Source organism: Stenotrophomonas genospecies 5, assembly GCF_054473825.1.
This window is the reverse complement of the sequence record NZ_JBTMUW010000001.1, coordinates 618,374-645,052: the sequence shown is the minus strand read 5'-3', so window position 1 is coordinate 645,052 and position 26,679 is coordinate 618,374. Positions and strand designations below refer to the sequence as shown.

The following is a 26,679-nucleotide window of genomic DNA, read 5'->3' as shown; positions in this document are numbered from 1 at the left end:
CGGCGGCGGCGCTTTCGCCGTGGGGCGAAGCACCGTGGTCGTGGTCAGGATGGCTCATTGCCGGCTCCCGGCCTTGTCTGCCGGCTTGGCCGAGGCCGTCGCCGTCTTCGCCTTCGGATCAGCGATCACCTGCACGGCGGTGCCGTCGCGCAGCGCGACCTTGCCCGCGGTGACCACCTGGTCTCCGGCCGCCAGGCCATCACGGATCTCCACCCATGGCCCCTCGGCGTAACCCAGCTTGACCGGAACGCGCGCGACCTTGCCGTCGCGCACCCGGAACACCGCCGGCTCACCATCGTCGAGCAGCGCCAGGCGCGGCACGACCAGGGCGTCGGCACGCTGGTCGTAATCGATGCGGATCCGGCCGAACATGCCCGGCTGCAGGGAATGGGCAGTGCCGTCGAAGGCACTGACAACACGGAACGTGCCGCTGCCCGAATCCACCACCGGTGCGATGCGATCAACGATGCCGGTGAAGCTCTGGCCCGGCAGTGCATCCGCCGACAGGGTCACCGGCTGGCCGGCACGCAGCGTTGCCAGCTCGCGTTCGGGAACGTTGAGGGTGGCTTCCAGGCGCGAGTTGTCGACGATGCGGAAGATCGGCGTGTTGATCTGCACGAAGTTGCCGGTCTTGATCGAGCGCGAGGCGATCACGCCGGAGATCGGTGCGACCACCGTGGTGTACGACAGCTCCAGCGTGGCCAGGCGATACTGCGCGCGCACGTTTTCCAGATCGAAGCGCAGCTGGTCGACGTCGGCGGCACTGACCATCTGCTGGCCGACCAGCTTCTGTGCGCGCTGGTAGTTGTTCTCGAGCTTGCGCATCTGTGCCTCGCTCTGGGCAACCGCCAGGCGTGCGCGGTCCGGATCGAGCCGCACCAGCGGCTGCCCCGCGCTGACCCGCTGGCCTTCCTCGACCAGCACCGCCAGCGCCACGCCAGAGGTCTTGGCAACCACCTGCGACTCGGCGCGCGGCTCCAGCGCGGCGGTGCCGGTGTAGCTGGCCGCCACCGCGCGGCGGCTGGCCACCGCGACCTCGACCGGCACGGACTCGACTTTTTTCTCATCCTTGGTTTCGGCGGCCTTGGCCTCGCTGTTGGGGCCCGCGGCGCAACCGCCCAGCATCAGCGTGGTGGAGATCAGCAGGGCGGCGGCGCAGAGTCCGCTGCGGCGACCATGCAGGAAGATTGGGTGCGACATCGTCAGGTCCCTGGAGGATGCGTGGGCAGGTGTGGTAGCAAAGTAATGCACCACTTCACGGCAACACCATATCCCAAAGGTCATGGTGTCTTCACGCCGCTGGTCGGCCCACCCCCATTTCAGCTAGATGAAACCTGAGGCTATACTCGGGTCGTTCCGTACCCCACGCCGGAACGACCAGACCCGAATCCCCGGAAACGACATCATGCGCCCGCAGCCGCTCGCCGCTTGTCTCGCTCTGGCCGTCCTCCTGCCCCTCGGGGCCGCCGCACAGCCCGCTCCAGCTACCACGACCGCAGCACCCGCCCCAGCCCCGGCACCCGCCGCTGCTGCCGCCGCCGCACCTGCCGGCAATTACGACAATGGCCGGGTGCTGGCCTACACCTGCCAGGGGTGCCATGGCATCACCGGTTACAAGAACGCCTACCCGAGTTACCGGGTACCGAAGATCGGTGGCCAGACCCAGCAGTACCTGACCCAGGCCCTGACCGAGTACCGCCAGGGCAAGCGCCGGCATCCGACGATGCAGGCCCAGTCGATGAGTTTCAGCGAACAGGAGATCGCCGATCTCTCTGTTTACCTGTCCACCGTCAAGTAAGGCCCGCCCATGTCGAAAGCCGCGCATCCACTGCGTCATGCCATCGCCCTGTCCGTCGCCCTGCTGCTGGCGGCCTGCTCGCAGTCACAGGTGGAGAACAGCGAGAAATCCGCCGCCGATCCGGGCCATGCCAGCGGCGAGCACGGCTCTTCATCGTCGGCAGGCCTGCCCACCGGCCGTGAGGCTGCCGGTGAAGCCCGGGCCAAGGTGAAGGGCAAGGCCACCAACCAGAGCTGCATCGATTGCCATGGTGCCGACGGCAACGCCCCGATCGATCCGACCTACCCGAAACTGGGTGGGCAGTACGGTGATTACCTCGCGCATGCGCTGCAGGCCTACCGTTCCGGCGACCGCCAGCACGCGTTGATGACGCCGCAGGCGACGGACCTGAGCGATCAGGACATCGCCGACCTGGCGGCGTACTTCGGCAGCCGGCCAAGCCAGCTGCGGGATCTGCACGGGGTCAAATAGGATCAGGGCGCCGTGGCGCCCTTGCATCCCTGGCGCCGGGCCATGCCCGGCGGAACGCCAGAAGCCCGCGCTGTGCGCCCGCGGGGCATGGCCCCGCGCTACCCTCGCACCGCCAGCGTCGGTCAACGATCAGCCTTCCAGCTCTTCCCAGCGCGCGTACGCGGCGTCCAGTTCGGCCTGCACCTTGGCCAGCTGCTGCGTGTGTGCCGTCACCTCGGCGCTGCTGCGGGTGTAGAACGAGGGATCATTCATCGCTGAGGTGAGGCCTTCGACGTCACCTTCCAGCTTCTCGATCGTCTTCGGCAGCTGCTCCAGTTCGCGCGCTTCCTTGTAGCTGAGCTTGCGCTTGGCCGCGGCAGGTTCCGCGGCAGCCACAGGCGCAGCCGCTGCCGCCGGCCTGGCAGCGGCGGGCACTGCTGCCACTGCGGTACTGGCCGCGTAGCGCTGCCAGTCGGTATAGCCTCCAACGTACTCGCCGATCACGCCGTCGCCCTCCATCACCAGCGTGGACGTCACCACGTTGTCGATGAAATCACGATCGTGGCTGACCAGCAGCAGCGTGCCGGTGTACTCGCCGAGCAGCTCTTCCAGCAGTTCAAGCGTTTCCACGTCCAGGTCGTTGGTAGGTTCGTCCATCACCAGCAGGTTGGACGGCTGCGCGAACAGCTTGGCCAGCAGCAGGCGGTTGCGCTCCCCACCGGACAGCCGGGTGATCGGCGCGCGCGCGCGCTCGGGCGTGAACATGAAGTCCTGCAGATAGGCATGCACGTGCTTGCGCTTGCCGTTGAACTCGAGGAAATCACGGCCTTCGGCCACGTTCTCGATGGCGCTCCAGTCTTCGCGCAACACGGCACGATACTGGTCGAAATAGGCCACCTGCAGGTTGGTGCCGGCGTTGACCTCGCCCTTCTGCGGCTGCAGTTCACCCAGCAGCAGCTTCAACAGAGTGGTCTTGCCGCTGCCGTTGGGGCCGATCAGGCCGATCCGGTCGCCGCGCAGGATGGTGGTGGTGAAGTCGCGGACCATGGTGCGGTCGCCGAACGCGAACGAAATGTCCTTGACGTCGATGACCTTCTTGCCGGAGCTCACGCCCTGTGCCGCTTCCATCCGGACATTGCCGCTCAGCTCGCGTCGCTGCGACCGTTCGGTGCGCATCGCTTTCAGCCGGCGCACGCGACCTTCATCGCGGGTGCGGCGCGCCTTGATGCCCTGCCGGATCCACACTTCTTCCTGTGCCAGCAGCTTGTCGAAGCGCGCGTTCTCCTGCGCCTGCGCGTTGAGGCGCTCTTCGCGGCGGCGTTCGTAGTTGGCCCAGTCGCCGGGCCAGCTGGTGACCTGGCCGCGATCGATCTCGACGATGCGGGTGGCCAGCGCACGCAGGAAGCGGCGGTCATGGGTGACGAACACCACGCTGCCGCTCCAGCCCTTCAGGAATGCTTCCAGCCAGTCGATGGCTTCGATGTCCAGGTGGTTGGTCGGCTCGTCCAGCAGCAGCAGGTCCGGGCTGGAGACCAGCGCGCGGCCCAACAGGACGCGGCGCTTCATGCCACCGGACAGGCGCGCGAACTCCGCATCGCCATCCAGGTCGAGCTTGGTCAGTGTCTCGGCCACGCGCTGGTCCAGACCCCAGCCATTGGCCGCGTCGATCTTGGCCTGCACCCGGCCGAGCGCATCGCCGTCGAACTCGTCGGCATGGCTGAGGTGGTGGAACTCGGCCAGCCACTGGCCCAGCTCACCCAGGCCATCGGCCACCACGTCGAACACCGAGCCGGCCGCGCCGTGCGGCACTTCCTGTTCCAGGCGGGTCACACGGACGCCCTGCTGGACGCGTACTTCGCCATCATCGGGCTTGTGGTCGCCGGACAGCAGCTTGAGCAGGGTGGATTTGCCGGCGCCGTTGCGGCCGATCAGGGCGATGCGTTCACCCGGCTCGATCGACAGTTCGGCTTTTTCCAGCAACAACGGGCCGCCGACGCTGAAGTCGACGTTCTGCAGAGTAATCAGAGGCATCCGGATATTGTACGGGTTGGGGGCGCCGGCCGGGCTGCTCCCGGAGATCGATCAGCCCACCTCCCCCAGCAACGCCTGCAGACCCGGCAACCATTGCTTGCCAGGGTGGCGCACCAGCCACAGCGTGCGCTGCAGCGCGGGTAGTGGTGTATCCAGCACACGCAGGCGACCCAGTGCCAGCGGCTCCTCCAATGCGTGACGTGACAGGCAGGCCACGCCGAGGCCGGCGATCGCGGCTTGCTTGATCGCCTCGGTGTTGCCCAGCTGCAGGGTCTGCGCGAAGCCGCGCAGATGCGGCAGAAGCGCCTGCTCCACGGCCTCGCGGGTGCCGGACCCGGGTTCGCGCAGCAGCCAGCGCGCCGCGCGCAGATCCTCCAGCGACCAGCGCGCCGCCGCGTCGGCGGCGGCAACGATCACCAGCGGATCCTGCTGCCACGCGGTCACCTGCAAACCCCGCTCGTGGCATGGCCCCTCGATCAGGCCGGCATCCACATCCAGCCGCTGGACGGCGGCGACCACGCCGGCGCTGTTGTCGATGCGCAGATCGACTTCCGCCTGTGGCGCCTGCCGCAACAGGTCGGCGATGCGCGCCGGCAGCAGGTAGTTGCCGATGGTGGTGCTGGCCGCCAGCACCAGCCGCAACGGTGCCCCCTGCGCGGGGTCCCCGCCGGCAGCGAGCTGGCGCTCGAGATCAACGGCATTGACCAGCAGCGCGCGGGCCGGTTCCAGCAGCGCGCGGCCATGGCCGTTCAGCACCAAGCGGCGACCGACACGGTCGAACAGGGGCGTGCCGAAGTGCGCCTCCAGCTCCTGCAGGGCGGCACTGCTGGCCGACTGCGAGAGCGCGATGGCCTGGCCGGCCGCGGAGGTACTTCCGTGGTCGGCAATGGCGACGAAGACCTGTAGCTGGCGCAGAGTCAGGCGCATGGCATTTACCTATAAAGCAGGTAGATTCTACTTATATTATTCGTTTTACAGGTCATTGGCGCAGGCGCACGCTTTTCATCGTTCCCCACACCGGTCCCGCCATGAGCACCTCCGCCCCCTCCGCCTGGTCCCTGCCCGTTCTGCGGCAGCGCTGGCAGCCGCGCCTGCCCGGGCTGCTGCTGGCAGCCCTGCTCGCTGCGGCATCGCTTCATCTGGCGGACCTGCCATGGCTGCAGGCGCATGGCCTGAGCGCGCTGACCGTGGCGATCGTCGCCGGTATCGCGGTCGGCAATACCCTCTACCCGCGGCTGGCGCCGCGCAGCGCGGCAGGCATCGGCTTCGCCAAGCACTGGCTGCTGCGTGCCGGCATTGTGCTGTATGGCCTGCGCCTGACGTTCCAGGACATCGGCCATGTCGGCATCGCCGGCGTGCTGATGGACGTGCTGGTGGTCGCCAGCACATTTGGCCTGGCCTGTTGGCTGGGCACGCGCGTGTTCAGGATGGAGCGTGAGGCGGCGATGCTGATCGGCGCCGGCAGTGCCATCTGTGGCGCGGCGGCAGTGATGGCGGCCGAGCCGGTGGTGCGTGGTCGTGCGGCACAGGTAACAGTGGCGGTATCGACCGTGGTGGTGTTCGGTACGCTTGCCATGTTCCTGTATCCGGCGCTGTATGCGTTGCTGCAGTCGCACGGCTGGCTGGCGATGGACGCGCGGCAGTACGGCCTGTTCACCGGGGCGACCGTGCACGAAGTGGCGCAGGTGGTGGCTGCCGGCCGTGCCGTGGGTGAGGCGGCTGCCGATACCGCCGTCATCACCAAGATGGTCCGGGTGATGCTGCTTGCGCCCTTCCTGGTCGTGCTGTCGCTCTGGCTGGCACGCGGCAGCAAGGCAACGCCCGAGGGCAGCAAGGCCCGCATCGTTGTGCCGTGGTTCGCGTTCGGTTTCGTCGCCGTGGCCGGCATGAACTCGCTGCAGCTGCTGCCCGCCGGACTTCACGCAGCGCTGGTGCAGCTGGACACGGTGCTGCTGGCGATGGCGATGGCGGCGCTGGGCGTGACCACCCATGTCTCCGCGCTGCGCCAGGCGGGCCTGAAGCCGCTGCTGCTGGCGCTGCTCCTGTTCGCCTGGCTGCTGTTCGGTGGCCTGGCGATCCACCAGGGCGTGCTGGCGATGCTGCACTGAGCGCAGGTCTGCCGATACGGCCGCTGCCCCGGGAGACGGGGACGGCCGCGCGCGCAGGTACAATGCGCCATGACTGATTTCTCGACCCTGCCGCTGAGCCCGGCCCTGCAGCCCGGCCTGGATGCCCTCGGCTACACCACCCTGACCCCTGTGCAGGCCCAGAGCCTGCCCGCCATCCTCGATGGCCGCGACGTGATCGCGCAGGCTCCGACCGGCAGCGGCAAGACCGCTGCGTTCGGCCTGGGGCTGCTGCAGGCGATCGATCCGAGCCTGATCCGCGTACAGGCGCTGGTGCTGTGCCCGACCCGCGAACTGGCCGACCAGGTCGGCAAGCAGATCCGCAAGCTGGCCACCGGCATCCCCAACCTGAAGCTGCTGCTGCTGGTCGGCGGCGTGCCGCTGGGACCGCAGCTGGCTTCGCTGGAAGGCCACGACCCGCACGTGGTGGTCGGCACCCCTGGCCGCGTGCAGGAGCTGGCACGCAAGCGCGCGCTGAATCTTGGCGCGGTGCGCACGCTGGTGCTGGACGAAGCCGATCGCATGCTCGACATGGGCTTTGAAGAGCCCATCCGCGAGATCGCCGGACGCACCCACAAGGACCGGCAGAGCCTGCTGTTCTCGGCCACCTTCCCCGACAGCATCCGTGCCATTGCCCGTGACCTGCTGCGCGATGCCGTTGAAGTCACGGTGGAAGGCGCTGACCAGGCGCCGGCCATCCGCCACCTGTTCTGCGAGGTCGAGCCGGCCCATCGGCAGAAGGCGCTGGCCGGCCTGCTGCTCAAGTACACGCCCGAATCGGCAGTGGTGTTCTGCAATACCCGCAAGGACGTGGATGAGGTCGCCCATTCGCTGCAGCAGTTCGGCTTCTCGGCGCTGGCCCTGCACGGTGACATGGAGCAGCGTGACCGTGAGGAAGTGCTGCTGCTCCTGGCCAACCGCAGCTGCAACGTGCTGGTCGCAAGCGACGTCGCCGCGCGCGGTCTGGACGTGGAAGAGCTGGCGGCGGTGATCAACTACGAGCTGCCGACCGATGTCGAAAGCTACCAGCACCGCGTTGGACGTACCGGCCGTGCAGGCGCCAGCGGCCTGGCCATCAGCCTGGTGGCGGGCCGCGAAAAGACCCGCGCCGAAGCGATCGAAGCACAGATGGGGCACGCGCTGGACTGGCAGAAAACGCCGCTGGCGACGTCACGTCCCGCCGAGTTGCCGCAGGCAGCGATGCGCACCCTGCGCATCGACGGTGGCAAGACAGACAAGCTTCGCCCGGGCGACATCCTCGGCGCCTTGACCGGCGACGCAGGACTGTCGGGCAAGTTCATCGGCAAGATCGCGATCTTCCCGACCCGCTCCTACGTGGCGATTGCGCGCGAGCAGGCCAGCAAGGCCCTGGCGAAACTGGAGGCCGGCAAGATCAAGGGCCGCCGCTTCCGCGTACGGATGATGTAAGGCCCAGCGACAGGTAGCGCCGGGCCATGCCCGGCGACAGTTCCAAAGCCGGTAGCGCCGGGCCATGCCCGGCGACAGTTCCAAAGCCGGTAGCGCCGGGCCATGCCCGGCGGCAGTCTCAGAACACCAGCTCGGTGTGCAGCGGCAGGTCCGCCTGCCAACGGGCGCGGCCACCCAGGCCATCCAGCTCGACCAGGACGCCAGCACCGACCACGTCCACGCCCAGCCGGCGCACCAGCGACAATGCGGCCACCAGCGTGCCGCCGGTCGCCAGCACGTCATCGATGATCGCCACGCGCGCGCCGGCCGCCAGCGCATCGGCATGCACTTCGATGCAGTCGCTGCGGTACTCCAGTGTGTATTCCTCGCGCAGCACCTGGCCGGGCAGCTTGCCCGGCTTGCGCACCGGCACGAAGCCGACGCCCAGTTCCAGTGCCATCGCGGCGCCCAGGATGAAACCACGCGATTCGATACCCACCACCGCGTCCAGCTTCTGGTCGCGCCAGCGGTCGGCCATCGCGCGGATGGCATCACGGAAGTCCTCGCCGTGCGCGAGCAGCGGCATGATGTCCTTGAACAGGATGCCGGGCTTGGGGAAATCGGCGATGTCGCGCAGGCGCGAGGCCCACGCGGGGACGGCCACGGTGGCGTCGGTCATTGCAGCTACCAGCTTGTATGGCGGCATAGGGTAACCGGTTCGTCCGTACGCTGCCCGTTCCCGGCATCTTCGCGCCGCTGCGTTCCATCAATGGCGCCACAGCATCACGCAAAAATCGCACACGCGTGCGATAATCGCCGTGATCGGTAATTCACCCGCCTTGCGTCATAAGCAGATCGACGCCTGCACGCCGTCACGGCCCGCAGCCGCCCTGGATGCCGTCGGCCCCCGCCACGCCTGGCGCGTGCGGGGCTTCCCCGCCTCCGCGCGGGTTCCTGCAATGAGGTTCATGCAACGTGGACGAGACGACGAAGGTTCCGGCCCTGTGCCGTGTGCTAGTGATCCTGCTCGGCATCCTGGTGACGCTGTTCGGCCTGGCTCTGCTGGTCGGCGGCGTACGCCTGGTGCAGCTGGGGGGCAGCTGGTACTTCCTGCTGATGGGTGTGGCGTCTGCCGTGGCCGGCGTGCTGCTGGTGATGCGCCGGCCGAATGGTGCGCTGCTGTACGGCCTGGCGTTCGTGGCCACGCTGCTGTGGGCGCTGGTGGATGCCGGCTGGAATTTCTGGCCGCTGGTTTCGCGCCTGGTGATGCCCGCCGTGCTCGCCCTGCTGGTCGCCTTGGCCTGGCCGGTGCTGCGCCGCAGCCGCGGCCAGGTGGCCGGTCGCGGCGCCTATGGCGTGGCTGCAGTGCTGCTGGTGGGTCTGCTGGGTACTGCATTCGCAGCGTTCCAGCCGCGTCCCGTGCAGGCGGCGCAGGGCACCACACCCCCCGTAGTGCCCGTGGCCAAGGGCGCTGAACAGCGCGACTGGATGCACTGGGGCAATACCACCGCCGGTACCCGCTTTGCCGCACTGGACCAGATCACCCCGGCCAATGTGAAAGAGCTGCAGGTGGCCTGGACCGCGCGCACCGGCGATGTACCGGAAAGCAACGGCTTCGGCGCCGAAGACCAGAACACCCCGCTGCAGATCGGCGACACCCTGTACCTGTGCACCCCGCACAACCAGGTGATCGCCGTTGATGCCGATTCGGGCAAGCAGCGCTGGGCCTTCGATCCCAAGGCCACCGCACCGAACTGGCAGCGTTGCCGGGGCCTGGGCTATTTCGATGCGACTACCGCACCGGCCGCCGCGACGACGGCTACACCGGCACCGGCACCAGTGCCGGCCACTGACGTGGCGAGCACCGGCCCGGCGCTGTGCGGGAAGCGCATCCTGATGACCTCCATCGACGCCCGCCTGTTCGCGCTGGATGCGAACACCGGTGCCCTTTGCCCGGACTTTGGCAGCAACGGGGTGGTCGACCTGAAGGTCGGCATGGGCGAGATCAAGCCCGGTTTCTACACCCTCACCGCCGCGCCGCTGGTGGCGGGCGAGCTGATCGTGGTCGGCGGTCGGGTGGCCGACAACATCGAAGTGGGTGAACCGTCCGGCGTGGTGCGTGCGTACAACGTGCGCACCGGTGCGCTGGTCTGGATCTGGGATCTTTCAAAGGAGACCCCGGACGTGCCGCTGGATCCGTCGATCCACTACACCCGTGCGACGCCGAATGTGTGGACGTCGATGGCCTACGACCCGCAACTGGGCCTGGTCTACCTGCCCACCGGCAACACCACGCCGGATCAGTGGGCCGGCGAACGCACGCCGCAGGACGACAAGTACAGCTCTGCCGTGGTCGCGCTCGACGTCGCCACCGGCAAGGAACGCTGGGTGTACCAGACCGTACACCACGATCTGTGGGACTACGATCTGCCCGCACAGCCGACCCTGATCGATGTACCCGACGGCAAGGGCGGCACATTGCCGGCGCTGCTGCAGGTCACCAAGGCCGGGCAGATCTTCATGCTCAACCGGCAGACCGGCGTGCCGATCAGCGAAGTGCGCGACATTCCGGCGCCGCAGGGCAACGCCGAGGGCGAGCGCTACGCCGCCACCCAGCCGCTGTCGGTGGGCCTGCCGCAGATCGGCGCGGAAACGCTGACCGAGTCGGACATGTGGGGAGCCACCCCGATCGACCAGATGCTGTGCCGCATCCAGTTCAAGCAGTTCCGCTACGACGGCATGTACACGCCGCCGGGCGAAGACCTGGCGCTGCAATGGCCGGGTTCGCTGGGCGGCATGAACTGGGGCAGCGCCTCGGTCGACCCGACCACCGGCTATCTGTTCGTCAATGACATGCGCCTGGGCCTGTGGACCAAGCTGATTCCGCGCGCGCAGATGAGCAGCGGCGACGGCGGCGTGGAAATGGGCGCGGCCTCGCAGACCGGCACGCCCTATGGTTCGCTGCGCGACCGATTCCTGTCCAAGCTTGGCATTCCCTGCCAGAAGCCCCCGTTCGGCACGATGTCGGCGATCAACCTGGCGACCCGCAAACTGGTCTGGCAGGTACCGGTGGGCACGGTGAAGGACACCGGTCCGATGGGCATCAAGATGGGCCTGTCGATCCCGATCGGCATGCCGACCCTGGGCGGTTCGCTGGCCACCCAGTCAGGCCTGCTGTTCTTCGCGGGCACGCAGGATTACTACCTGCGTGCCTACGACAGCCGTACCGGCGATGAGCTGTGGAAAGCACGCATGCCGGTGGGCAGCCAGGGCACGCCGATGACCTATGTCTCGCCAAAGACCGGCCGTCAGTACGTGGTGATCTCCGCCGGTGGCGCCCGCCAGTCGCCGGACCGCGGCGATTACGTGATTGCCTACGCGCTGCCCGAGCGCAGGTGAACCCTGCCCCGTAGCGTCGCCTGCCGGGCGGCGCTACCCGGGTACCGGTTGCTGGTGCGAGCGCTTACCATGCAAGGTCGAACCCGATGAAAGCTGCTGCCATGCCTGCCGCCGTTCCTCCCAGCCGTCGCCCCAAGCGCGCTCCTGTCCCGCCGCAGGACCGTGGCCTGGCCCATGAGCTGATGCAGCAGATCCAGGACAACCAGGGCGATCCGGACTTCATGACATCGCTCGGTCGCGGCCTGGCCGTGCTGAGCGTGTTCTCGCAGCACCCGCGCGAAGTGACCATGTCACAGATCAGCACCGATACCGGCATCTCGCGTGCCGCGGTGCGGCGCGTGCTGTATACGCTGGAAAAGCTGGGCTATGTCGGCGAACAGGGCCGTGGCTACGTGCTGCTGCCGCGAGTGCTGGGCATGGGCGGTGCCTATGTGGCGTCGTCGTCGATGACCGCCGCAGCGCAGCCGGTGCTCGATGCCCTGCGCGACGACGTGCATGAATCCTGCTCGCTGGGCGTGCTGGACGGCGACGACATCCTGTACGTGGCACGTGCGGAAACCGTACGCATCATGTCGATTGGACTGCGCGCGGGCAGCCGTCTGCCTGCCTACTGCACATCGATGGGCCGCGTGTTGCTCGCGGCGTTGCCGCGCGACACGCTGGAAGGCTATCTGGAACGCAATCCGCTGCGGCCGCGCACCGAGCGCACCATCACCCGCATGGATGATTTCCTGGACACGCTGGAGAAGGTGCGCCGCGAAGGTGTGTCCCTGGTCGACCAGGAACTGGAGATCGGCCTGCGCTCGATCGCAGTGCCTGTGCGTTCGCGCAGCGGTGACGTGATTGGTGCGTTGAACATCGGCACCCAGGCGGGCCGTATCGGTCTGGGCGTGATGCAGACCCAGCTGCTGCCGCGCCTGCGTGAAGCGGCGCAGCGATTGGGCACGTTGTTGAATTGAGGCACGCCGACGGGCATGGCCCTGCGTCATCGTCGGCCGCTGCGCTCGCCGGGCATGGCCCGGCGCTACCACAACGCGGCCCGGTAGCGCCGGGCCACGCCCGGCGGAACCGGCATCAGCCCTCGGCGTCCTGCTCTTCCAGAATCGGCTTAGCCAGCGCGAAGGCGTGGTTGGCCGCAGGCACGCCACAGTAGATCGCAGCCTGCAGCAGCACTTCCTTGATCTGCTCCGGCGTGACGCCGTTGTTGCGGGCGGCACGGATGTGCAGCTTGAACTCCTCGTCGTGGCCCAGCGCCACCATCATCACGATGGTCAGCAGCGAGCGCGTATGCCGCGGCAGCCCCTCGCGCGTCCACACCGTGCCCCACGCTGTGCGGGTGATGAAGTCCTGGAATTCGGTGGTGAAATCGGTGCGCGCCTGCAGCGAGCGTTCAACGTGTGCCTCGCCCAGCACCTGGCGGCGCACCGCAAGGCCGGCTTCGTAGCGTTCCTGTTCGTCCATCGTGGTCTACCTGTTATGCGGGGGTCAGTGCTGCGCGGAAAGATGCGCAGCCAGTGCGGAAGTGAATGCCTGCGGCGACTCCAGATTGCAGATGTGGCGGCCCGGGACAGCGGCGTAGTGGCCATGGGCCACGCCCTCGGCGATTGCCTGCAGATCGGTCGGCACGCACACCGGATCATCATCACCGGCAATGGCCAGCAGCGGCACGCCGATGCGGCCCAGCACATCGCGGAAGTCGGCCGTTGCCACAGCGTTGCAGCAGCCGACGTAACCGTCGACGCGGGTCGCCAGGAATACCTGCAGGATCTCTTCCACCTGGCTGGCATGGGTCTGTGCGAAGGCAGCGGTGAACCAGCGTTCGCGGGTGCCATCCACGAGGGGCAACAAGCCATCGTGCTGGACCTGGGCCATACGCGCCTGCCAGCTCTCCAGCGTGCCGATCTTCGCCGCGGTGGCGGCCACGGTGAGCGTGCGCAGCCGGTTGCCCGCATGCACGCCCAGCCACTGCCCGGTCAGACCACCGATCGAAAGACCGCAGAAATGGCTGCGCTCGACGCCCACGTGATCCCACAGGGCCAGCACGTCGGCGCCCAGTTCGGCCACGGTGTACAAGCCGGGCGGAGCGCTGGACTGGCCGTGGCCCCGACGGTCATAACGCAGGATTCGATACTGCGAGGCCAGCGCATCCACCTGCGGCTGCCACATGCCCAGGTCGGTACCGAGCGAATTGCAGAACGTCAGCCATGGCGCGTCGGCACGGCCCTCGGTCTGGTAATGCAGGCGGTGCTGCGGAAGGTCGAGGAAGGGCATGCGTGCTCCAGCGGTGAACGTGGGATCAGCCGCGCGCGAGCACGCGGTCGATCCAGGTATCGGCCATGCCGCGCCAGCTGTCGGCAGCGAACAGGGCATCCAGTTGTGCAGCGGAAAGCTGCGAGGTGACTTCCGGCGTCTGCGCCAGCACGTCGCGCAGATGCTCCGATTGCGCCAGCGCCTGCTTCGCGGCCTGCTCCACCAGGGCGTGCGCGGCCGACTTGCCGATACGCTCGCCCAGGGTGACCGCCACGGCCTCGGCGTAGAGCAGGCCGCCATGGCTGTCCAGATGCTGGCGCATGCGTGCGCGGTCCAGTTGCAGGCCCTGCACCACCATGTCCACCTGGGCCAGGCTGCCCGCACACAGGCGGACGATCTCCGGCACGGTCTCCCACTCGGCATGCCACTGCCCGGCCGCGCGCTCGTGCGGCTGCGGCATGGCGCTGAACAACGTGGACAGCAGGCCCGGCACGCGCGTGGCGGCGGCGATGGCCGCCACGCAGCCCACCGGATTGCGCTTGTGCGGCATCGCCGAGGAGCCCCCCTTGCCCTCCCCGGCCGGCTCGAAGGCCTCCGCCACCTCGGACTGCATCAGCAGCACGATATCGCTGGCGATCTTGCCGAGGCTGCCGGTCAGCAGCGCGAACACGCTGCCCAGTTCGGCGATACGATCACGTGCGGTGTGCCAGGGCAGCGCCGGCAGCGGCAACTGCAGCTCGGCAGCCAGGGCTTCGGCCACGTCCAACCCGCGCGTCTGCAGCGAGGCCAGCGTGCCCGCGGCGCCACCGAACTGCAGCACCAGAGTGTCTTCGGCCAGCGCATCCAGGCGCCGCTGGCTGCGCTGCAGGGCATCAAGCCAACCGGCGGCCTTCAACCCGAAGGTTACCGGCACGGCCTGCTGCAGCAGCGTGCGTCCCGGCAGACCGGTGCCGCGCTCGGCCTCGGCCAGCCGCGCCAACGCCGTGCACAGCACCTGCAGTCGCGCCTGCACCTGACCGACCGCCGTGCGCAGCTGCAACACGGCGCCGGTGTCGATGATGTCCTGGCTGGTGGCGCCCCAGTGCACCCAGCGCGCGGCTTCGGCATCATTCGCCTTGACCTGCGCAGTGAGCGCCTTGACCAATGGAATGGCCGGGTTGCCGGCCTGCGCGGTGGCGGCCGACAGCGCCGGCAGCGCATACAGATCGGCGCGGCAGGCCGCTTCGATCGGGGCCAGTGCAGTGGCGGGAATCACCCCGCACCGCACCTGCGCGCGTGCCAGCGCGCGCTCGACGTCCAGCATCGCCTGCAGGCGCGCTTGATCACTGAACACGGCGTCGACGGCAGAATCGCCGAACAGACCGCCCAGCAGCGTTGGGGAGAGGCTCATCGGTGCAGTCCATCCTGGGTGGCCACAGCTTACCCGCGCCCGCTGCGTGCGGGCGTGGAGTGGCCGGAAGGCGCGTCGCGCGCGCCGCGATCAGTAGGCGAAGAAGACCGTCTCATCCGGGCCCTGCATGCGCACGTCCCACCGGTACAGACCCTTGCCCTGCGCCTGCGCAACCAGCGTGTGACGGCGCTCGGGCGGTACCAGCGCGAGGATGCCGTCCTCGCCATTGCTGGTCTCGTCACTGAAGTAGATGCGGCCCCGCACAGCCTGCAGCAGGCCACGCATGAACACCAGCACGATCAGGTGCGGTGCCTGCGGCTCGCCGCGCAGGCCCGGCACGCGGCCCGGCTTGACGGTGCTGAAGGCAAACCGCCCCTGCTCATCGGTCGGCACGCGGCCCCAGCCATCGAAGGCCGGGTCGTGGTCGTCGCGGCGCGGGTCTTCGCCATGGGCATAGATGCCCTGTGCGTCGGCCTGCCAGATTTCCAGCACGGCATCGGACACCGGCACGCCATTGCCATCGAACACCTGGCCCTGCACGTGCACGCGTTCGCCCTGCGCGGTGGCCGGGGCGATGTCGGTGCGGTACAGCGGTTCCAGGCCCAGGCGGTAGTACGGGCCGACGGTCTGCCACGGAGTGGATTGGAAACTCATGGTCTTACTCCCAGACGGTCATCTTGCGACCGCGCAGCACGATGTCGAAACGGTAACCCAGCGCGAATTCGTTGGTAGTGGTTTCCCAATCGAACGAGGACACCATGCGCTCGCGCGCGTTGGCATCGTCCACGCAGTTGTAGATGGGATCGAACGCCAGCAGTGGGTCGTTGGGGAAGTACATCTGCGTGACCAGCCGCTGGCCGATGCCATCGCCATGCAGGGAGAAATGGATGTGCGCCGGGCGCCAGGCGTTGTAGTGGTTACGCCACGGGTAGGCGCCGGGCTTGATGGTGGTGAAGCGATAACGGCCTTCGCTGTCGGTCAGCACCTGGCCGGTGCCCTTGAAGTTGGGATCCAGCGGTGCATCGTGCTGGTCACCCTTGTGCAGGTAACGGCCAGCAGCGTTGCACTGCCATACCTCGACCACGGTGTTGCGCACCGGGCGGCCATTCTCGTCCAGCACGCGGCCGCTGACGATGATGCGCTCGCCCTGCGGCTGGCCGGGGAAACCTGCGGTCAGGTCCGCGGCGTGCTCACCCAGGGTGATGCGGTTGATGCTCGGGCCGGTCACTTCCGAGAGCGTCACCGGGATGGCGATCGGATCGGTACCCGGGCCACGCAGCGCGGTGGAGGCATACGGCAGGTGGATGCGCGGCGGCTGGCTGCCGGGATACGGCGTGCGGTAGCCGCGCAGTTGAGTGGGATCGCTCATGGCGTACTCCTGTTGGCGAGCGGCCCGCAGGCCGCGGCTGTCGTGCAGATCATGGGTTCGTTGGGGCTCACACGCGCTCAATGGCCAGGGCTACACCCTGCCCCACGCCGATGCACATCGTGGCCAGGCCACGCCGGCCCCCGGTGGCTTCCAGCTGGCGCAGCAGGGTCAGGGCCAGGCGCGCACCGCTCATGCCCAGCGGGTGCCCCAGTGCGATGGCGCCGCCGTTGGGGTTCACGTGCGCGGCATCATCGGCCAGGCCCAGCTGGCGCATGCAGGCCAGGCTCTGCGAGGCGAAGGCTTCGTTCAGTTCGATGGCATCGAAATCGGCAATGGTCAGGCCCAGGCGCGTCATCAGCTTCTGGCTGGCCGGCACCGGGCCCATGCCCATGATTGCCGGCTCCACGCCGGCGCTGGCAAAGCCGAGAATGCGTGCGCGCGGGGTGAGGCCCAGCGCCTTGACCTGCGCACCGGACGCCAGCAGCAACGCCGCGGCACCATCATTGATGCCCGAGGCATTGCCTGCGGTCACCGTTCCGGGTTGCCGGAACAGCGGCTTCAGTCCAGCCAGGGCGTCTGCGGCGGTATCGCCGCGCGGATGTTCATCGCGGTCGACAATCACGGTCTCGCCGCGCCTGCGGCCCGGCACCTCCACCGCCTCGATTTCGCCATCGAAGAATCCACGCGCCTGCGCGACGGCGGTGCGTTGCTGGCTGCGCAGCGCGAACGCATCCTGGTCCTCGCGGCTGATGGCGTAGCGCTCGGCCACGTTCTCGGCGGTCTGGCCCATGGTCTCCACGCCATGCAGCTCGCGCAGGCGGGAGTTGATGAAGCGCCAGCCCATGGTGGTGTCTTCAATCTGCTGGTCGCGGGCGAACGGCGAGGTCGCCTTGCCCATCACGAATGGCGCGCGTGACATCGACTCGACACCACCGGCAATGGCCAGACCCAGCTCGCCCGTGGCGATCCCACGGGCCACCGTGCCGATCGCATCCAGGCCCGACCCGCACAGGCGGTTGATCGTGCTGCCCGGCACCGTCACCGGCAGGCCGGCCAGCAGCAGGCTCATGCGCGCAACGTTCCGGTTGTCTTCGCCGGCCTGGTTGGCACAGCCGAGGTAGACGTCCTCGACCAGCGCCGGATCCAGCTGCGGGTGGCGCGCCAGCAGTGCCTTCAGCGGAATCGCGCCGAGGTCGTCGGCGCGCACGCCGGACAGCGCTCCACCATAGCGACCGATCGGGGTACGGATGCCATCGACGATGTAGGTCTCGTGCAGGCTCATCTCAGGCTCCCTCGGCCAGTGCCAGCGGCAGGCCGGTCAGTTCACGCAGTTGTCCGATATCCATCCCTTCCACCATCTCCAGCACGGTCGCGCCATCAGCCCCCAGATCGAACACCGCCACATCGGTGTACACGCGCGACACGCAGCGCAGCCCGGTCAACGGGTAGCTGCACTCGGTCACCAGCTTGCTCTCGCCCTTCTTGGTGAACAGGTCCATCATCACGAACACCTGCTTGGCACCGATGGCCAGGTCCATCGCGCCGCCCACGGCCGGAATCGCATCGGGGGCCCCGGTGCTCCAGTTGGCGAGGTCGCCCTGCACCGAGACCTGGAAGGCACCCAGCACGCAGATATCCAGGTGGCCGCCACGCATCATCGCGAACGAATCGGCATGGTGGAAATAGCAGCCCCCGGTCAGCAGGCTGACCGGCTGCTTGCCGGCATTGATCAGATCCGGATCCTCCCGGCCAGGCGCCGGCGCCGGTCCCATGCCCAGCAGGCCATTCTCCGACTGCAGGAAGATCTCCTTGTCGGCCGGCAGGAAATTGGCCACCGTGGTCGGCAGGCCAATGCCCAGGTTGACGTAGGCACCTTCGGGAATGTCACGCGCCACACGCGCGGCCATCTGTTCGCGACTGAGCTTGTTCATGCCTGCACCCCCGCTGCGGCCACCGGCACCACGCGCTGCACGAAGATGCCCGGGGTCACTACGGCCTCCGGGTCCAGTTCACCCAGCGGCACCACCTCACGCACCTGCACGATGGCGCAGCGCGCGGCCATCGCCATCAGCGGGCCGAAGTTGCGTGCGGTCTTGCGGTACACCAGGTTGCCCCAACGGTCGCCGCGGTCGGCCTTGATCAGCGCGAAATCAGCGTGCAGCGGGTACTCAAGCACGAAGTGACGCCCGTCGATCTCACGCGTCTCCTTGCCCTGCGCCAGCTCGGTGCCGTAGCCGGTCGGGGTGAAGATCGCGCCCAGGCCGGAACCCGCCGCGTGGATGCGCGCGGCCAGATTGCCCTGCGGCACCAGCTCCAGTTCGATCTCACCGGCGCGGTAGGCGGCGTCGAAATGCTGCGAATCGGCCTGGCGCGGAAACGAGCAGACGATGCGACGCACGCGCTTGTGCCTGATCAGCGCGGCCAGGCCGGTATCGCCGTTGCCGGCGTTGTTGTTGATGATGCACAGCTCGCGCGCACCCTGTGCGATGAGCGCGTCGATCAGCTCGTCGGGCATGCCCGCCGTGCCAAAGCCGCCGATCATCACGGTGGCGCCATCATGGATATCGGCCACCGCTGCTTCCACGCTGGCCACGGTCTTGTCGATCACTGCATTGCTCCTTGCCCTGCGCGCCAGCGGTCATCACCGCCTCGCTTCAGAGCCACTGCGAAGGGAAAACACGGCCTCGACATGGTCGCCATGGCACCCCGTCCGGTCAATGCGATATTCGCACTCCTGATTCGATAATCGCACATTGAGTCGACGACTCCCTCGCGGTTCAACGCTGGTTCCGGCCCACGCCCACGCGCAGACCCAGGCACGCCCAGGCCGCCAGCAGCAGCGGCAGCGCGCACAGCACATACAACGCGGAGGGCCGCCAGTGGCCATCCACCAGCACACCCACCGTGAGCGGCGAGAGGATCGCACCGACGCGGCCGATGCCGATGGCCCAGCCCAGACCGGTGGTTCGCACTTGCGCGGCGAACACCACCGGCGCCGCGGCATACAGGCCCGCCATCGCGGCGAACAGTGCTGCACCGATCACGAACGCCAACGGGAAGGCCATGCCCAGCTGCGTGTTGAAGGCGGCAAAGCCCAGCATCGACACCATCGCCAGCAGCAGCGCACCGGCGGTCAGCTTCGACAGCGACCAGCGCGAGGCCAGCCAGCCGAACAGGCTGCCGCCGACGATGCCGCCCAGGTTCAACAGCACGCCTCCGGTGATGCCCTGCTGGGCGGAGACACCGGCAGAGACCAGCAGCTTCGGCGTCCAGCTCAGCACGAAGTAGAAGGCGAACATGTGCAGGAAGAAGGCCAACGCGATCAGCAGCGCGACGCGCCGCAGGTCACCCACGAACAGCGCCGCATAGCCCTGCCGCTGGCCATCACGCAGCGGCGCCGGCGGCAGCGCCTTCAGCTGCGGCATGCGCATGCGCGAGAGCAGTGCGTTCAGGCGCGGCAGCGCATCGGCCGGGCGACGCGCAACCAGGAAATCCAGCGATTCGGGCAGGCACCTGAGCACCAGCGGAATGCACACCAGCGACGCCGCGGCGCCGATCAGGAACACGCTGTGCCAGGACCAGTGTTCCAGCATCCACGCCGCCAGCAGACCGCCGGCGGTGGCGCCTATCGGATAGCCGGTGGCCTGCAGCGCGACCGCCGTACTGCGCCACTTGGCATTGGCGTACTCGGCGGTGATCACGCCCACGCCGGCCAGCATGCCGCCGATGCCGATGCCGGTGTACACGCGCAGCGCGCCCAGCTGCCAGGCGTTGGCAGCCAGCGCCGACAGCGCCATTCCGCTGGTCAGGATCAGCAGGCAGCACACGATCATCGGCCGCCGGCCCCAGCGATCGGCCAGCGGCGCCAGCAGGAACGAGCCCAGCGCCATGCCGACCAGGCCGGCGCTGAGCATCATCCCCAGCACCTTGCCCGACAGCTCCCAGTCCGCCGACACATGCGGCGCGGTAAAGGCCATGACCATCACATCGAAGCCATCGAGCATGTTCAATAGCACGCAGATGGCGATGGCGGTCCACTGGAAGGGACTCATCCGTTCCAGGACAAGCGAGGGTGCGGGGGCGGCGTGGCTCATGGGGCGGTTTCCTGCAACAGCGTGATGCGGTGGAACGTCCGGCGGGGAAGGTCTCAGTGACCGGCCTGGCTGGATGCATGGATGACCTGCAGGACGTCCTGCAGGCGATCGACTTCGACCTGGCCCGGTGCCGACGGAGTGCCGATCATGCCGAAGGTGAGCGCCTGGCCGAAGGTTTCACCAGCCAGGCGCGAGACCACACCGGTGCCCCCCATCGACATGGTCAGCAGCGGCCTGTCGCTCTGCTGGCGCACGTGCCAGGTGGCATCGAGCAGGGCCAGCACGTCGCCTGCGTCGCGCGGCATCACCGCGATCTTCAGCACGTCCGCCCCCAGCGCCTGCTGCCTGAGCAGGCGCGCGACGATCTCATCGCGGGGCGGCGTTGCGTGGAAGTCATGGTTGGACATCACCACCTTCACGCCGGCCTTGTGCGCCTGCGCCACCAGCGCCTGCACCACCTTCGGATCACGGAACATCTCCACGTCGATCAGCTGGGCCACGCCGCCGCGCAGCAGCGTGGCGTAGAGCGCGCCGTAGTCGGCATCGCTGATCGGCTTGGCGCCGCCCTCGGCCTTGGTGCGGAACGTCACGATGACCGGCTTGCCGCCCAGCGTGGCCTGGATGCGCTTGCCCAGCGCGACCAGCGCCTTGCCATCGGTGGCGATGTCCAGGTAGTCGATGCGCCACTCGGCGATGTCGGTGGCCTTGCTGGCAGCGATGGCCGCCGCCTGCTGCAGGGCCACGTCAGCGGTGGCGCCAGTGATCGGCACGATGGTGCGGGGATGGCCCTCGCCGATACGCAACTGGCCGACCTGCAGTACCGCCGGCGGCGGTGCGGCCAGGGCCAGCGCCGGGACGGCGCACAGTGCACCGGCCAGCACAACCGGAGCGAGCGGAAACTTCATGGCGGTCACCAGAGCATGGAAGGAGCGCATGGCCATCAGAAGGTCACCTTGGCCTGTACGCCCACGGCCCAGGCGTTGTCGGTACCGCTGTAGTTGAACGTGCCCGGGTTGACGATGTACTGCACATCCGGGCGGATCATCAGCCACGGGTTTACCTGGACGCTGTAGGACAGTTCGAACAGCTCCTCGGCCTGGCTGAGGTTGTACAGCGGCGAATCGCCAGGCACGCCACCGGCGGCCAGCGTGGCCCGGCGCGCATCGACCAGCCGGTTGTTGATGTCGGCGCCTACGTAGCCCAGCGCGATGCTGTCCTGGGCGCGCGAGCCAATGCCCTGGTAAACCCCGCCCAGCGCATACCAGCGTTTGATCTGCGCGGTGTCGGTGTCGGACACCATGTACTGCGCGAACGCAGTCAGGCCGCGGCTGGGATCGGCCGATTCCCGGGTCAGACGCTGCTCGGCGAGCACGTAGGCGCCGTGGCGCCCGGTCGTCGGCGAAGCATCCAGACCGCGCTTGTCCACGCGTGAGGTGTCGTAGTAACCGCCGAACTTGTAGACGCCCGCGTAGCGGCTACCCTTGGCCGGGGTCCAGGTCACTTCCACCGGGAACAGCGAACCGGTGGTACCGGAAGCGAGCGGACGGAACGCGTTGCGTTCGATGTTGCCACCCAGGTTCGGATTCACCTGGAACCAGCCGGTGCGAACGTTGACGGCCGGGCTGACCTGCTGGGCGAACTCACCGCCCCAGCGTGCCACGGGGTAGTTGTACCAGCCGCTGTTGCCCGACATCGCCAGCGGGTGCGCGCAGAACGCCGCATTGACGAAGTGGGTCAGCAGGCTGTGCAGGCCGAACTGGTTGCCCATCGCGTAATAGCCCAGCTTGTAGTACGACTGCCCCGCGTTGAAGGTCTGGTCGTAGCTCAGTTCGGTCAGCCGCGTGTACTGGCCGCCGTACGCTTCCTGGATGGGGAAGCGGTTGCCGACGAAGTCCACCGAGGTGCTGCGGCCGCGACGGTCGTTGAGGGTGAAGTGGAAGGCACCGCCGTTCCAGCCGGCCAGCGTGCCCATGTCCAGGTCCACGCCAACGCGCACCTGCTGCGCATAGCGCGCACCGGTTTCGCCGTAGCCTCCATCGACCACGCCCATGGCTTCACCCACGTAGTCGCCGCGGAAGGCGATGCCACGCTCGAACAGATCGGTGCGGGTGCCGCCCCAGTCACCAGTAAGCGTCCTGCCTTCATAGCGGTTGCTCGATTGCGCGCTGGCGATGCAGGGCAGCAGTGCGGTGGCCAGGACGGCCAGGGAAACAGGGTTCGCAAGGTTCATGATCGCGGTCTAGTGGAGATGATCAGCGCAGCGACAGCGGCGCGCTCAGGGGGGAGGTGGCGCCCTGCGCCGAGGTGACCGTGGCGGTCAGGCTGCCGGCAGCCGCAGCATCTGCCGCGGCGCCGAGCGGGAAGGTGAAACGGCCCTGCCCCTGCGCATCGGTGCGCGCCTGCACGCTGCCCAGCACCCACTCGGCCTCGCTGCCGCTGGCGGCGCGGTTGCCGAACACTTCGACCTGGTAACGGCTGTCGGGCGTGCCCTGGAAACGACCGATCAACTGGCGCTGCGTACCCTTGCCCTGCACGACAGTCAGCTGCGGTGCCACCTGGCCCAGGTTCGGCAGCGGCTGGCAGTCGGTCTGGCCGGCAGCGGAGCAGATGCGCGCACGCTTGGACGGATCATTGTCGACACCACGACCACGGGAACCGACGAAGCTGGCGTGTTCCAGGCCCGGCACGCCGAACACGATGGCGCCGCGCGGTTGGCCCTTCACGCAGGCGCCGCCGGCCTCGCAGCGCTCGATCGGCAGGCCGTTGCCGAAGATGCGGTTGGCGGTGAAGCGGTTCGGCGCACTGACCGGCTGCGGGCGCACGCCGATGCCGATGCCATTGCCGGTGATGATGTTGCCATCGACCACGTTGCCGCTGCCGGTGATGCTCAGGCCCAGCGAATTGCCGGTGAAGGTGTTGGCGGCGATGTAGTTGCGGTTGCCCCAGTTGATCTGCAGGCCATCGGAGTAATCGACGAAGCGGTTGTGTACCACGCTGTTGTCGTTGCCCCAGAGGATTTCGATGCCCTGCGACGGTTCCGGGTTGGCCTGGGTGGACTGGAACAGGTTGCCGGCCACCAGGTTCCAGGCCGCGCCACGGGTCAGCTCAAGTCCATCGCCGTTGTCGAGGAATTCATTGCGCACGATGCGGTTGTGCACGGTGGTGGTGGCAGTGGACTGCCCTGTGCCGTCGTCCCCGGTGAGCATGATGCCGGCGCCGCCCTTGTTGGCGACGATGCGGTTGTCGTGGATCTCGTTGTGGCTGGAGCGGTTGACCAGCACACCGATGCAGAAATTGCGGATCTCCAGACCGGCCAGTTCAACGCCTTGGGTATCCCGCAGGACCAGCCCCGGCAGCGTGGTGGTGCGCACGTTGGTGCCCGACTGGCCCGGTTCGGCGCCCGGACAGGCGTCGGTGCCGGTGCCGGTGACGTAGGCCGAACCGTCGATGGCGACGAACTGGCCATCGCGGTCCCAGGACGTGCCGATGATCTGCACCGGCCCCTTGATCTCCGGCAGCGGCGAGGTCGGCTTGATCACATGGGGCGCGGTACCCACCGCGTCGATCTCGATGCGATAGCGACCCGGCGCAGTGTTGGCGGTGGTGATCGCCCAGCGCAGGGAGCCGGGACGGGTGTCGTCGGCGTAGCGGTCCACGCGCAGCACCTGCAGGGGCCCGCGCGGCGGTTCGGCCTGGTAGGCCAACGCCAGGGTCGGCAACTGGGCGAGCAGGAACAGAGAAACAATGGACAAGCGACGGCGCATGCGATCACTCCGCACAGGTGAAGGGAAATCCTGCGGTCTTCCCCTGCACCTGGCTTCAGCACCGGGTCGGGTGCTGCCCTCGCCCCGCCAGGGGTGGATCGCTTGGACTGCTTTGAATCTGCGGAAGTGAAATTAGGTTTATCGCACTGCACCATTCAAGTGCGGTAATCGACTACGCGTGCGAATATCGCACTGAATGGGTACGACCATCGTTGTAGGGAAGGCTGCACTGGCACTTGCCAGGCGAAGCGCACGGCTGCGCCGTAGCACCGGTCAGGAACTGCAGGACAGCATCGAGCAGCCGGCGCGGTCGTCGGCCCAGGCCGGGCGCCTGCTGGCGAAATGCTCACGTCCGGCGCGTTGGGTGTACGGATCGCGCAGCACGTCCTGCAAGGCGTGTACGCCGCCCATGTCCCCTCGTTCCGCACGGTCGATCGCTTCCTGCGCCAACCAGTTGCGCAGCACGTACAGCGGATTGGCCGCGCCCATCTTCGCCAGGCGCTCGGCGGCCGGAAGAGGATCCGCCCGCAATCGCGCGGCGTAGTCCTGCAGCCACTGCCGCAGCGGCACCTGCACGGCCTCCTGCCGCTCCCGGTCGTAATAGACCTCAGCCAGTGCCGCCGGATCGGGCGATGCCGGATCGATCCGCATCAAGGCGCGCCAGGACAGGGTCATGTCCATGCCACCGTCCTGCAGCAGCTGCTGCCAGCGCTGGTAGAGCTGCAGATCGGCATCATCGGCAGCTGCCAGGCCAAGCTTGGCCGCCGCATCGCGACGCGTGCAGGCGGCAAAGGTGGCCTGATAGGCAGCAAGGCCCGCCTGCAACGCCGCGACGTCGGCAAACAAGGGCGACAGCGCCTGCGCAAGCCGCCCCAGATTCCAGTACGCCACCTGCGGCTGCGTTCCGAAGCGGTAGCGACGGCCCTGTGCGTCAGTCGTGTTCGGGGTCCAGTCCGGATCGAAGTCCTCGACCCAGCCATAGGGGCCATAGTCGAGAGTGAGGCCGAGCACGGAAAGGTTGTCGGTGTTCATTACCCCATGCACGAAACCGACACGCATCCAATGCGCGATCATCTCGGCGGTGCGCACCGCGATCTGCGCGAACCAGTCACCGTACAGCGCCTCACCCTGCCCTGCCAGTTCGGGGAAATCACGGGCGATGCAGGCATCCACCAGTTGCTGCAGCAGTGACGTCTCACCGCGCGAGGCCGGCAGTTCGAACGAACCGAAACGCAGGAACGAGGGCGACACACGGCATACGATCGCGCCGGGCTCGGCTCGCGGACGGCCGTCATAGAACATGTCGCGCACCACGTGCTCGCCGGTACCGACCAGCGACAGCGCACGCGTGGTCGGTACACCGAGGTGGTGCATGGCCTCACTGCACAGGAATTCACGGATCGACGAGCGCAGCACCGCGCGACCGTCGGCGCCACGGGAGTACGGGGTCGGGCCTGCACCCTTCAGCTGCAGTTCCCAGTGCCGGCCATCCGGCGCAACCAGCTCGCCCAGCGAGATCGCCCGCCCATCGCCAAGCTGGCCCGCCCAGTGACCGAACTGGTGCCCGCCGTAATTGGCGGCCCACGGCTGCATGCCCGGATACAACGCGTTGCCAGCGAATACCTGGGCAAACGTGCCGCTCGACACTTCAGCCACATCGATGCCGAGCAGAGCGGCGACCTCCGGCGACCAGGCCAGCAGGGTCGGCGCGGCGACCGGCGTCGGCATCACCGACGACCAGGCCGCCTCTCGGACTTCACGCCGGCGGGGCCCGGCTTCCGGGTCGCCCGGCAGGACGGTCAGCAGACGGTTGTCGAATCGCGGGAAGGGGCTGTCCATGGCCCTGACATGGGGATGGACGCCGCCGACCTCAATCGCCGCGCAGCGCCTGCAGCGATCCGCCGTGCGCTTCAGCGCGCTGGTAGGCCGGGCGTTCACCGATGCGCTGGAGAAACGCGCGCAGCGCCGGCTTGTCGTCCAGTCCGCCTCCGCGCGCCGCTGCGGCCTGGATCGGGAAGCTCATCTGGATATCGGCCGCGGTGAAACGCTCACCCGCGAACCACGGGCTCTCGGCCAGGCGGCGCTCCATCCAGTCCAGGTGCAGGCGGCGCTGCGGGCCGACGAAGCTCTGCTCGGCCTTGTCGGCGATGCTGCGGGCAATCGGGCGCACGAAGAACGGCACCGGCGCGTTGCGGATGCGGCTCATCACCAGCGTCAGCAGCAGCGGCGGCATCGCCGAGCCTTCGGCGTAGTGCAGCCAGTAGCGATAGGCCATGCGCTCGGCACCTTCGGCGGGTATCGGCGACGGCGACACCTGCCGCAGCGTGTCGTAGCGGTCAGCCAGGTAATCAAGAATGGCGCCGGATTCGGCCAGCACCTGCTCGCCGTCCTGCAGCACCGGTGATTTCCCCAGCGGATGTACCTGGCGCAGTGCCGGCGGTGCCAGCAGCGTTCTGGGGTCGCGCGGGTAACGGCGCAGTTCGTAGTCCAGCCCCAGCTCCTCCAGCATCCACAGCACGCGCAGCGAACGGGAATTCTCGAGGTGATGGACGATGCGCATGAAGGAACTCCAGAGGGGTGCAAGCATCGTAACGCGCCTGC

The 26,679-nt window shown here is 68.0% G+C and carries 24 protein-coding genes; 6 read left to right on the top strand and 18 right to left on the bottom strand.

Annotated features, from left to right (window positions below):
* Positions 1 to 54: 54 nt before the first annotated feature.
* Positions 55 to 1,200 (bottom strand): efflux RND transporter periplasmic adaptor subunit, encoded by a 1,146-nt coding sequence (locus ACX9OW_RS03145; RefSeq protein WP_053517749.1) that lies wholly within the window; start codon positions 1,198 to 1,200, stop codon positions 55 to 57.
* Positions 1,201 to 1,405: 205 nt separating this feature from the next.
* On the opposite strand from ACX9OW_RS03145, the gene ACX9OW_RS03140 reads away from it, so the two are divergent.
* Both ACX9OW_RS03140 and ACX9OW_RS03135 read left to right on the top strand, forming a co-directional pair.
* Positions 1,406 to 1,798, top strand: a complete 393-nt coding sequence (locus ACX9OW_RS03140; protein WP_053517750.1) for a c-type cytochrome — start codon at positions 1,406 to 1,408, stop codon at positions 1,796 to 1,798.
* 9 nt (positions 1,799 to 1,807) lie between these two features.
* Positions 1,808 to 2,269, top strand: a complete 462-nt coding sequence (locus tag ACX9OW_RS03135) for a c-type cytochrome (protein WP_053517751.1) — start codon at positions 1,808 to 1,810, stop codon at positions 2,267 to 2,269.
* 129 nt (positions 2,270 to 2,398) lie between these two features.
* Here the strand turns inward: ACX9OW_RS03135 and ACX9OW_RS03130 are convergent, their stop codons facing one another.
* Positions 2,399 to 4,279 carry an ATP-binding cassette domain-containing protein gene (locus ACX9OW_RS03130; RefSeq protein WP_459061912.1) on the bottom strand — a complete coding sequence of 627 codons (1,881 nt, stop codon included), beginning with the start codon at positions 4,277 to 4,279 and terminating at the stop codon, positions 2,399 to 2,401.
* Positions 4,280 to 4,330: 51 nt separating this feature from the next.
* The gene (locus tag ACX9OW_RS03125) at positions 4,331 to 5,206 is read right to left on the bottom strand and encodes a LysR family transcriptional regulator (protein ID WP_065181327.1); all 876 of its coding nucleotides are present in this window, start codon (positions 5,204 to 5,206) and stop codon (positions 4,331 to 4,333) included.
* Positions 5,207 to 5,307: 101 nt separating this feature from the next.
* Here ACX9OW_RS03125 and ACX9OW_RS03120 point away from each other — a divergent pair, with 101 nt between their 5' ends.
* Positions 5,308 to 6,387, top strand: a complete 1,080-nt coding sequence (locus ACX9OW_RS03120) for a YeiH family protein (protein ID WP_053517756.1) — start codon at positions 5,308 to 5,310, stop codon at positions 6,385 to 6,387.
* Positions 6,388 to 6,456: 69 nt separating this feature from the next.
* A complete protein-coding gene (dbpA, locus tag ACX9OW_RS03115; RefSeq protein WP_253118808.1) occupies positions 6,457 to 7,833 on the top strand; it encodes an ATP-dependent RNA helicase DbpA in 1,377 nt (458 codons plus the stop codon).
* A 118-nt stretch (positions 7,834 to 7,951) separates the two neighbouring features.
* Here dbpA and ACX9OW_RS03110 read toward each other — a convergent pair whose 3' ends face one another.
* Entirely contained in the window at positions 7,952 to 8,491 is a 540-nt protein-coding gene (locus tag ACX9OW_RS03110; protein ID WP_053517758.1) for an adenine phosphoribosyltransferase, read from the bottom strand.
* A gap of 296 nt (positions 8,492 to 8,787) precedes the next feature.
* Here ACX9OW_RS03110 and ACX9OW_RS03105 point away from each other — a divergent pair, with 296 nt between their 5' ends.
* Both ACX9OW_RS03105 and ACX9OW_RS03100 read left to right on the top strand, forming a co-directional pair.
* Positions 8,788 to 11,211 (top strand): membrane-bound PQQ-dependent dehydrogenase, glucose/quinate/shikimate family, encoded by a 2,424-nt coding sequence (locus ACX9OW_RS03105; RefSeq protein WP_459061911.1) that lies wholly within the window; start codon positions 8,788 to 8,790, stop codon positions 11,209 to 11,211.
* Between the two features lie 101 nt (positions 11,212 to 11,312).
* Positions 11,313 to 12,170: an IclR family transcriptional regulator domain-containing protein gene (locus ACX9OW_RS03100; RefSeq protein ID WP_197572672.1), complete on the top strand. Its 858-nt coding sequence runs from the start codon at positions 11,313 to 11,315 to the stop codon at positions 12,168 to 12,170.
* Positions 12,171 to 12,285: 115 nt separating this feature from the next.
* Here the strand turns inward: ACX9OW_RS03100 and pcaC are convergent, their stop codons facing one another.
* From pcaC to ACX9OW_RS03030, 14 genes are all read right to left on the bottom strand, one after another.
* The gene (gene pcaC, locus ACX9OW_RS03095) at positions 12,286 to 12,672 is read right to left on the bottom strand and encodes a 4-carboxymuconolactone decarboxylase (protein WP_459061910.1); all 387 of its coding nucleotides are present in this window, start codon (positions 12,670 to 12,672) and stop codon (positions 12,286 to 12,288) included.
* A gap of 24 nt (positions 12,673 to 12,696) precedes the next feature.
* On the bottom strand, positions 12,697 to 13,482 hold the full coding sequence (pcaD, locus tag ACX9OW_RS03090) for a 3-oxoadipate enol-lactonase (RefSeq protein ID WP_164152931.1): 786 nt from the start codon (positions 13,480 to 13,482) through the stop codon (positions 12,697 to 12,699).
* 25 nt (positions 13,483 to 13,507) lie between these two features.
* Complete coding sequence (locus tag ACX9OW_RS03085; RefSeq protein WP_459061909.1) at positions 13,508 to 14,851, bottom strand: 3-carboxy-cis,cis-muconate cycloisomerase; 1,344 nt, start codon at positions 14,849 to 14,851, stop codon at positions 13,508 to 13,510.
* A gap of 90 nt (positions 14,852 to 14,941) precedes the next feature.
* Positions 14,942 to 15,505, bottom strand: coding sequence for a protocatechuate 3,4-dioxygenase subunit alpha (pcaG, locus tag ACX9OW_RS03080; protein ID WP_111185632.1), 564 nt, complete (start codon positions 15,503 to 15,505; stop codon positions 14,942 to 14,944).
* Positions 15,506 to 15,509: 4 nt separating this feature from the next.
* Positions 15,510 to 16,220 (bottom strand): protocatechuate 3,4-dioxygenase subunit beta, encoded by a 711-nt coding sequence (pcaH, locus tag ACX9OW_RS03075; RefSeq protein WP_053517767.1) that lies wholly within the window; start codon positions 16,218 to 16,220, stop codon positions 15,510 to 15,512.
* Positions 16,221 to 16,287: 67 nt separating this feature from the next.
* Complete coding sequence (gene pcaF / locus ACX9OW_RS03070; protein ID WP_459061908.1) at positions 16,288 to 17,502, bottom strand: 3-oxoadipyl-CoA thiolase; 1,215 nt, start codon at positions 17,500 to 17,502, stop codon at positions 16,288 to 16,290.
* A 1-nt stretch (position 17,503) separates the two neighbouring features.
* Positions 17,504 to 18,151 (bottom strand): 3-oxoacid CoA-transferase subunit B, encoded by a 648-nt coding sequence (locus ACX9OW_RS03065; protein ID WP_459061907.1) that lies wholly within the window; start codon positions 18,149 to 18,151, stop codon positions 17,504 to 17,506.
* Positions 18,148 to 18,828, bottom strand: a complete 681-nt coding sequence (locus ACX9OW_RS03060) for a 3-oxoacid CoA-transferase subunit A (protein ID WP_053517770.1) — start codon at positions 18,826 to 18,828, stop codon at positions 18,148 to 18,150. The genes ACX9OW_RS03065 and ACX9OW_RS03060 overlap by 4 nt, the downstream gene beginning before the upstream one ends.
* Positions 18,829 to 18,997: 169 nt before the next feature.
* Positions 18,998 to 20,314, bottom strand: a complete 1,317-nt coding sequence (locus tag ACX9OW_RS03055) for an MFS transporter (RefSeq protein WP_262218403.1) — start codon at positions 20,312 to 20,314, stop codon at positions 18,998 to 19,000.
* Between the two features lie 53 nt (positions 20,315 to 20,367).
* Positions 20,368 to 21,255, bottom strand: coding sequence for a type I 3-dehydroquinate dehydratase (aroD, locus tag ACX9OW_RS03050; protein WP_459061906.1), 888 nt, complete (start codon positions 21,253 to 21,255; stop codon positions 20,368 to 20,370).
* A complete protein-coding gene (locus tag ACX9OW_RS03045; RefSeq protein ID WP_459061905.1) occupies positions 21,255 to 22,544 on the bottom strand; it encodes a carbohydrate porin in 1,290 nt (429 codons plus the stop codon). Before ACX9OW_RS03045 ends, aroD begins: the two co-directional genes overlap by 1 nt.
* A gap of 22 nt (positions 22,545 to 22,566) precedes the next feature.
* Positions 22,567 to 24,078, bottom strand: coding sequence for a NosD domain-containing protein (locus ACX9OW_RS03040; protein ID WP_459061904.1), 1,512 nt, complete (start codon positions 24,076 to 24,078; stop codon positions 22,567 to 22,569).
* A 273-nt stretch (positions 24,079 to 24,351) separates the two neighbouring features.
* Positions 24,352 to 25,917: a protein adenylyltransferase SelO gene (locus ACX9OW_RS03035; protein ID WP_459061903.1), complete on the bottom strand. Its 1,566-nt coding sequence runs from the start codon at positions 25,915 to 25,917 to the stop codon at positions 24,352 to 24,354.
* 31 nt (positions 25,918 to 25,948) lie between these two features.
* Complete coding sequence (locus tag ACX9OW_RS03030; RefSeq protein ID WP_459061902.1) at positions 25,949 to 26,638, bottom strand: glutathione S-transferase; 690 nt, start codon at positions 26,636 to 26,638, stop codon at positions 25,949 to 25,951.
* Positions 26,639 to 26,679 lie beyond the last annotated feature (41 nt).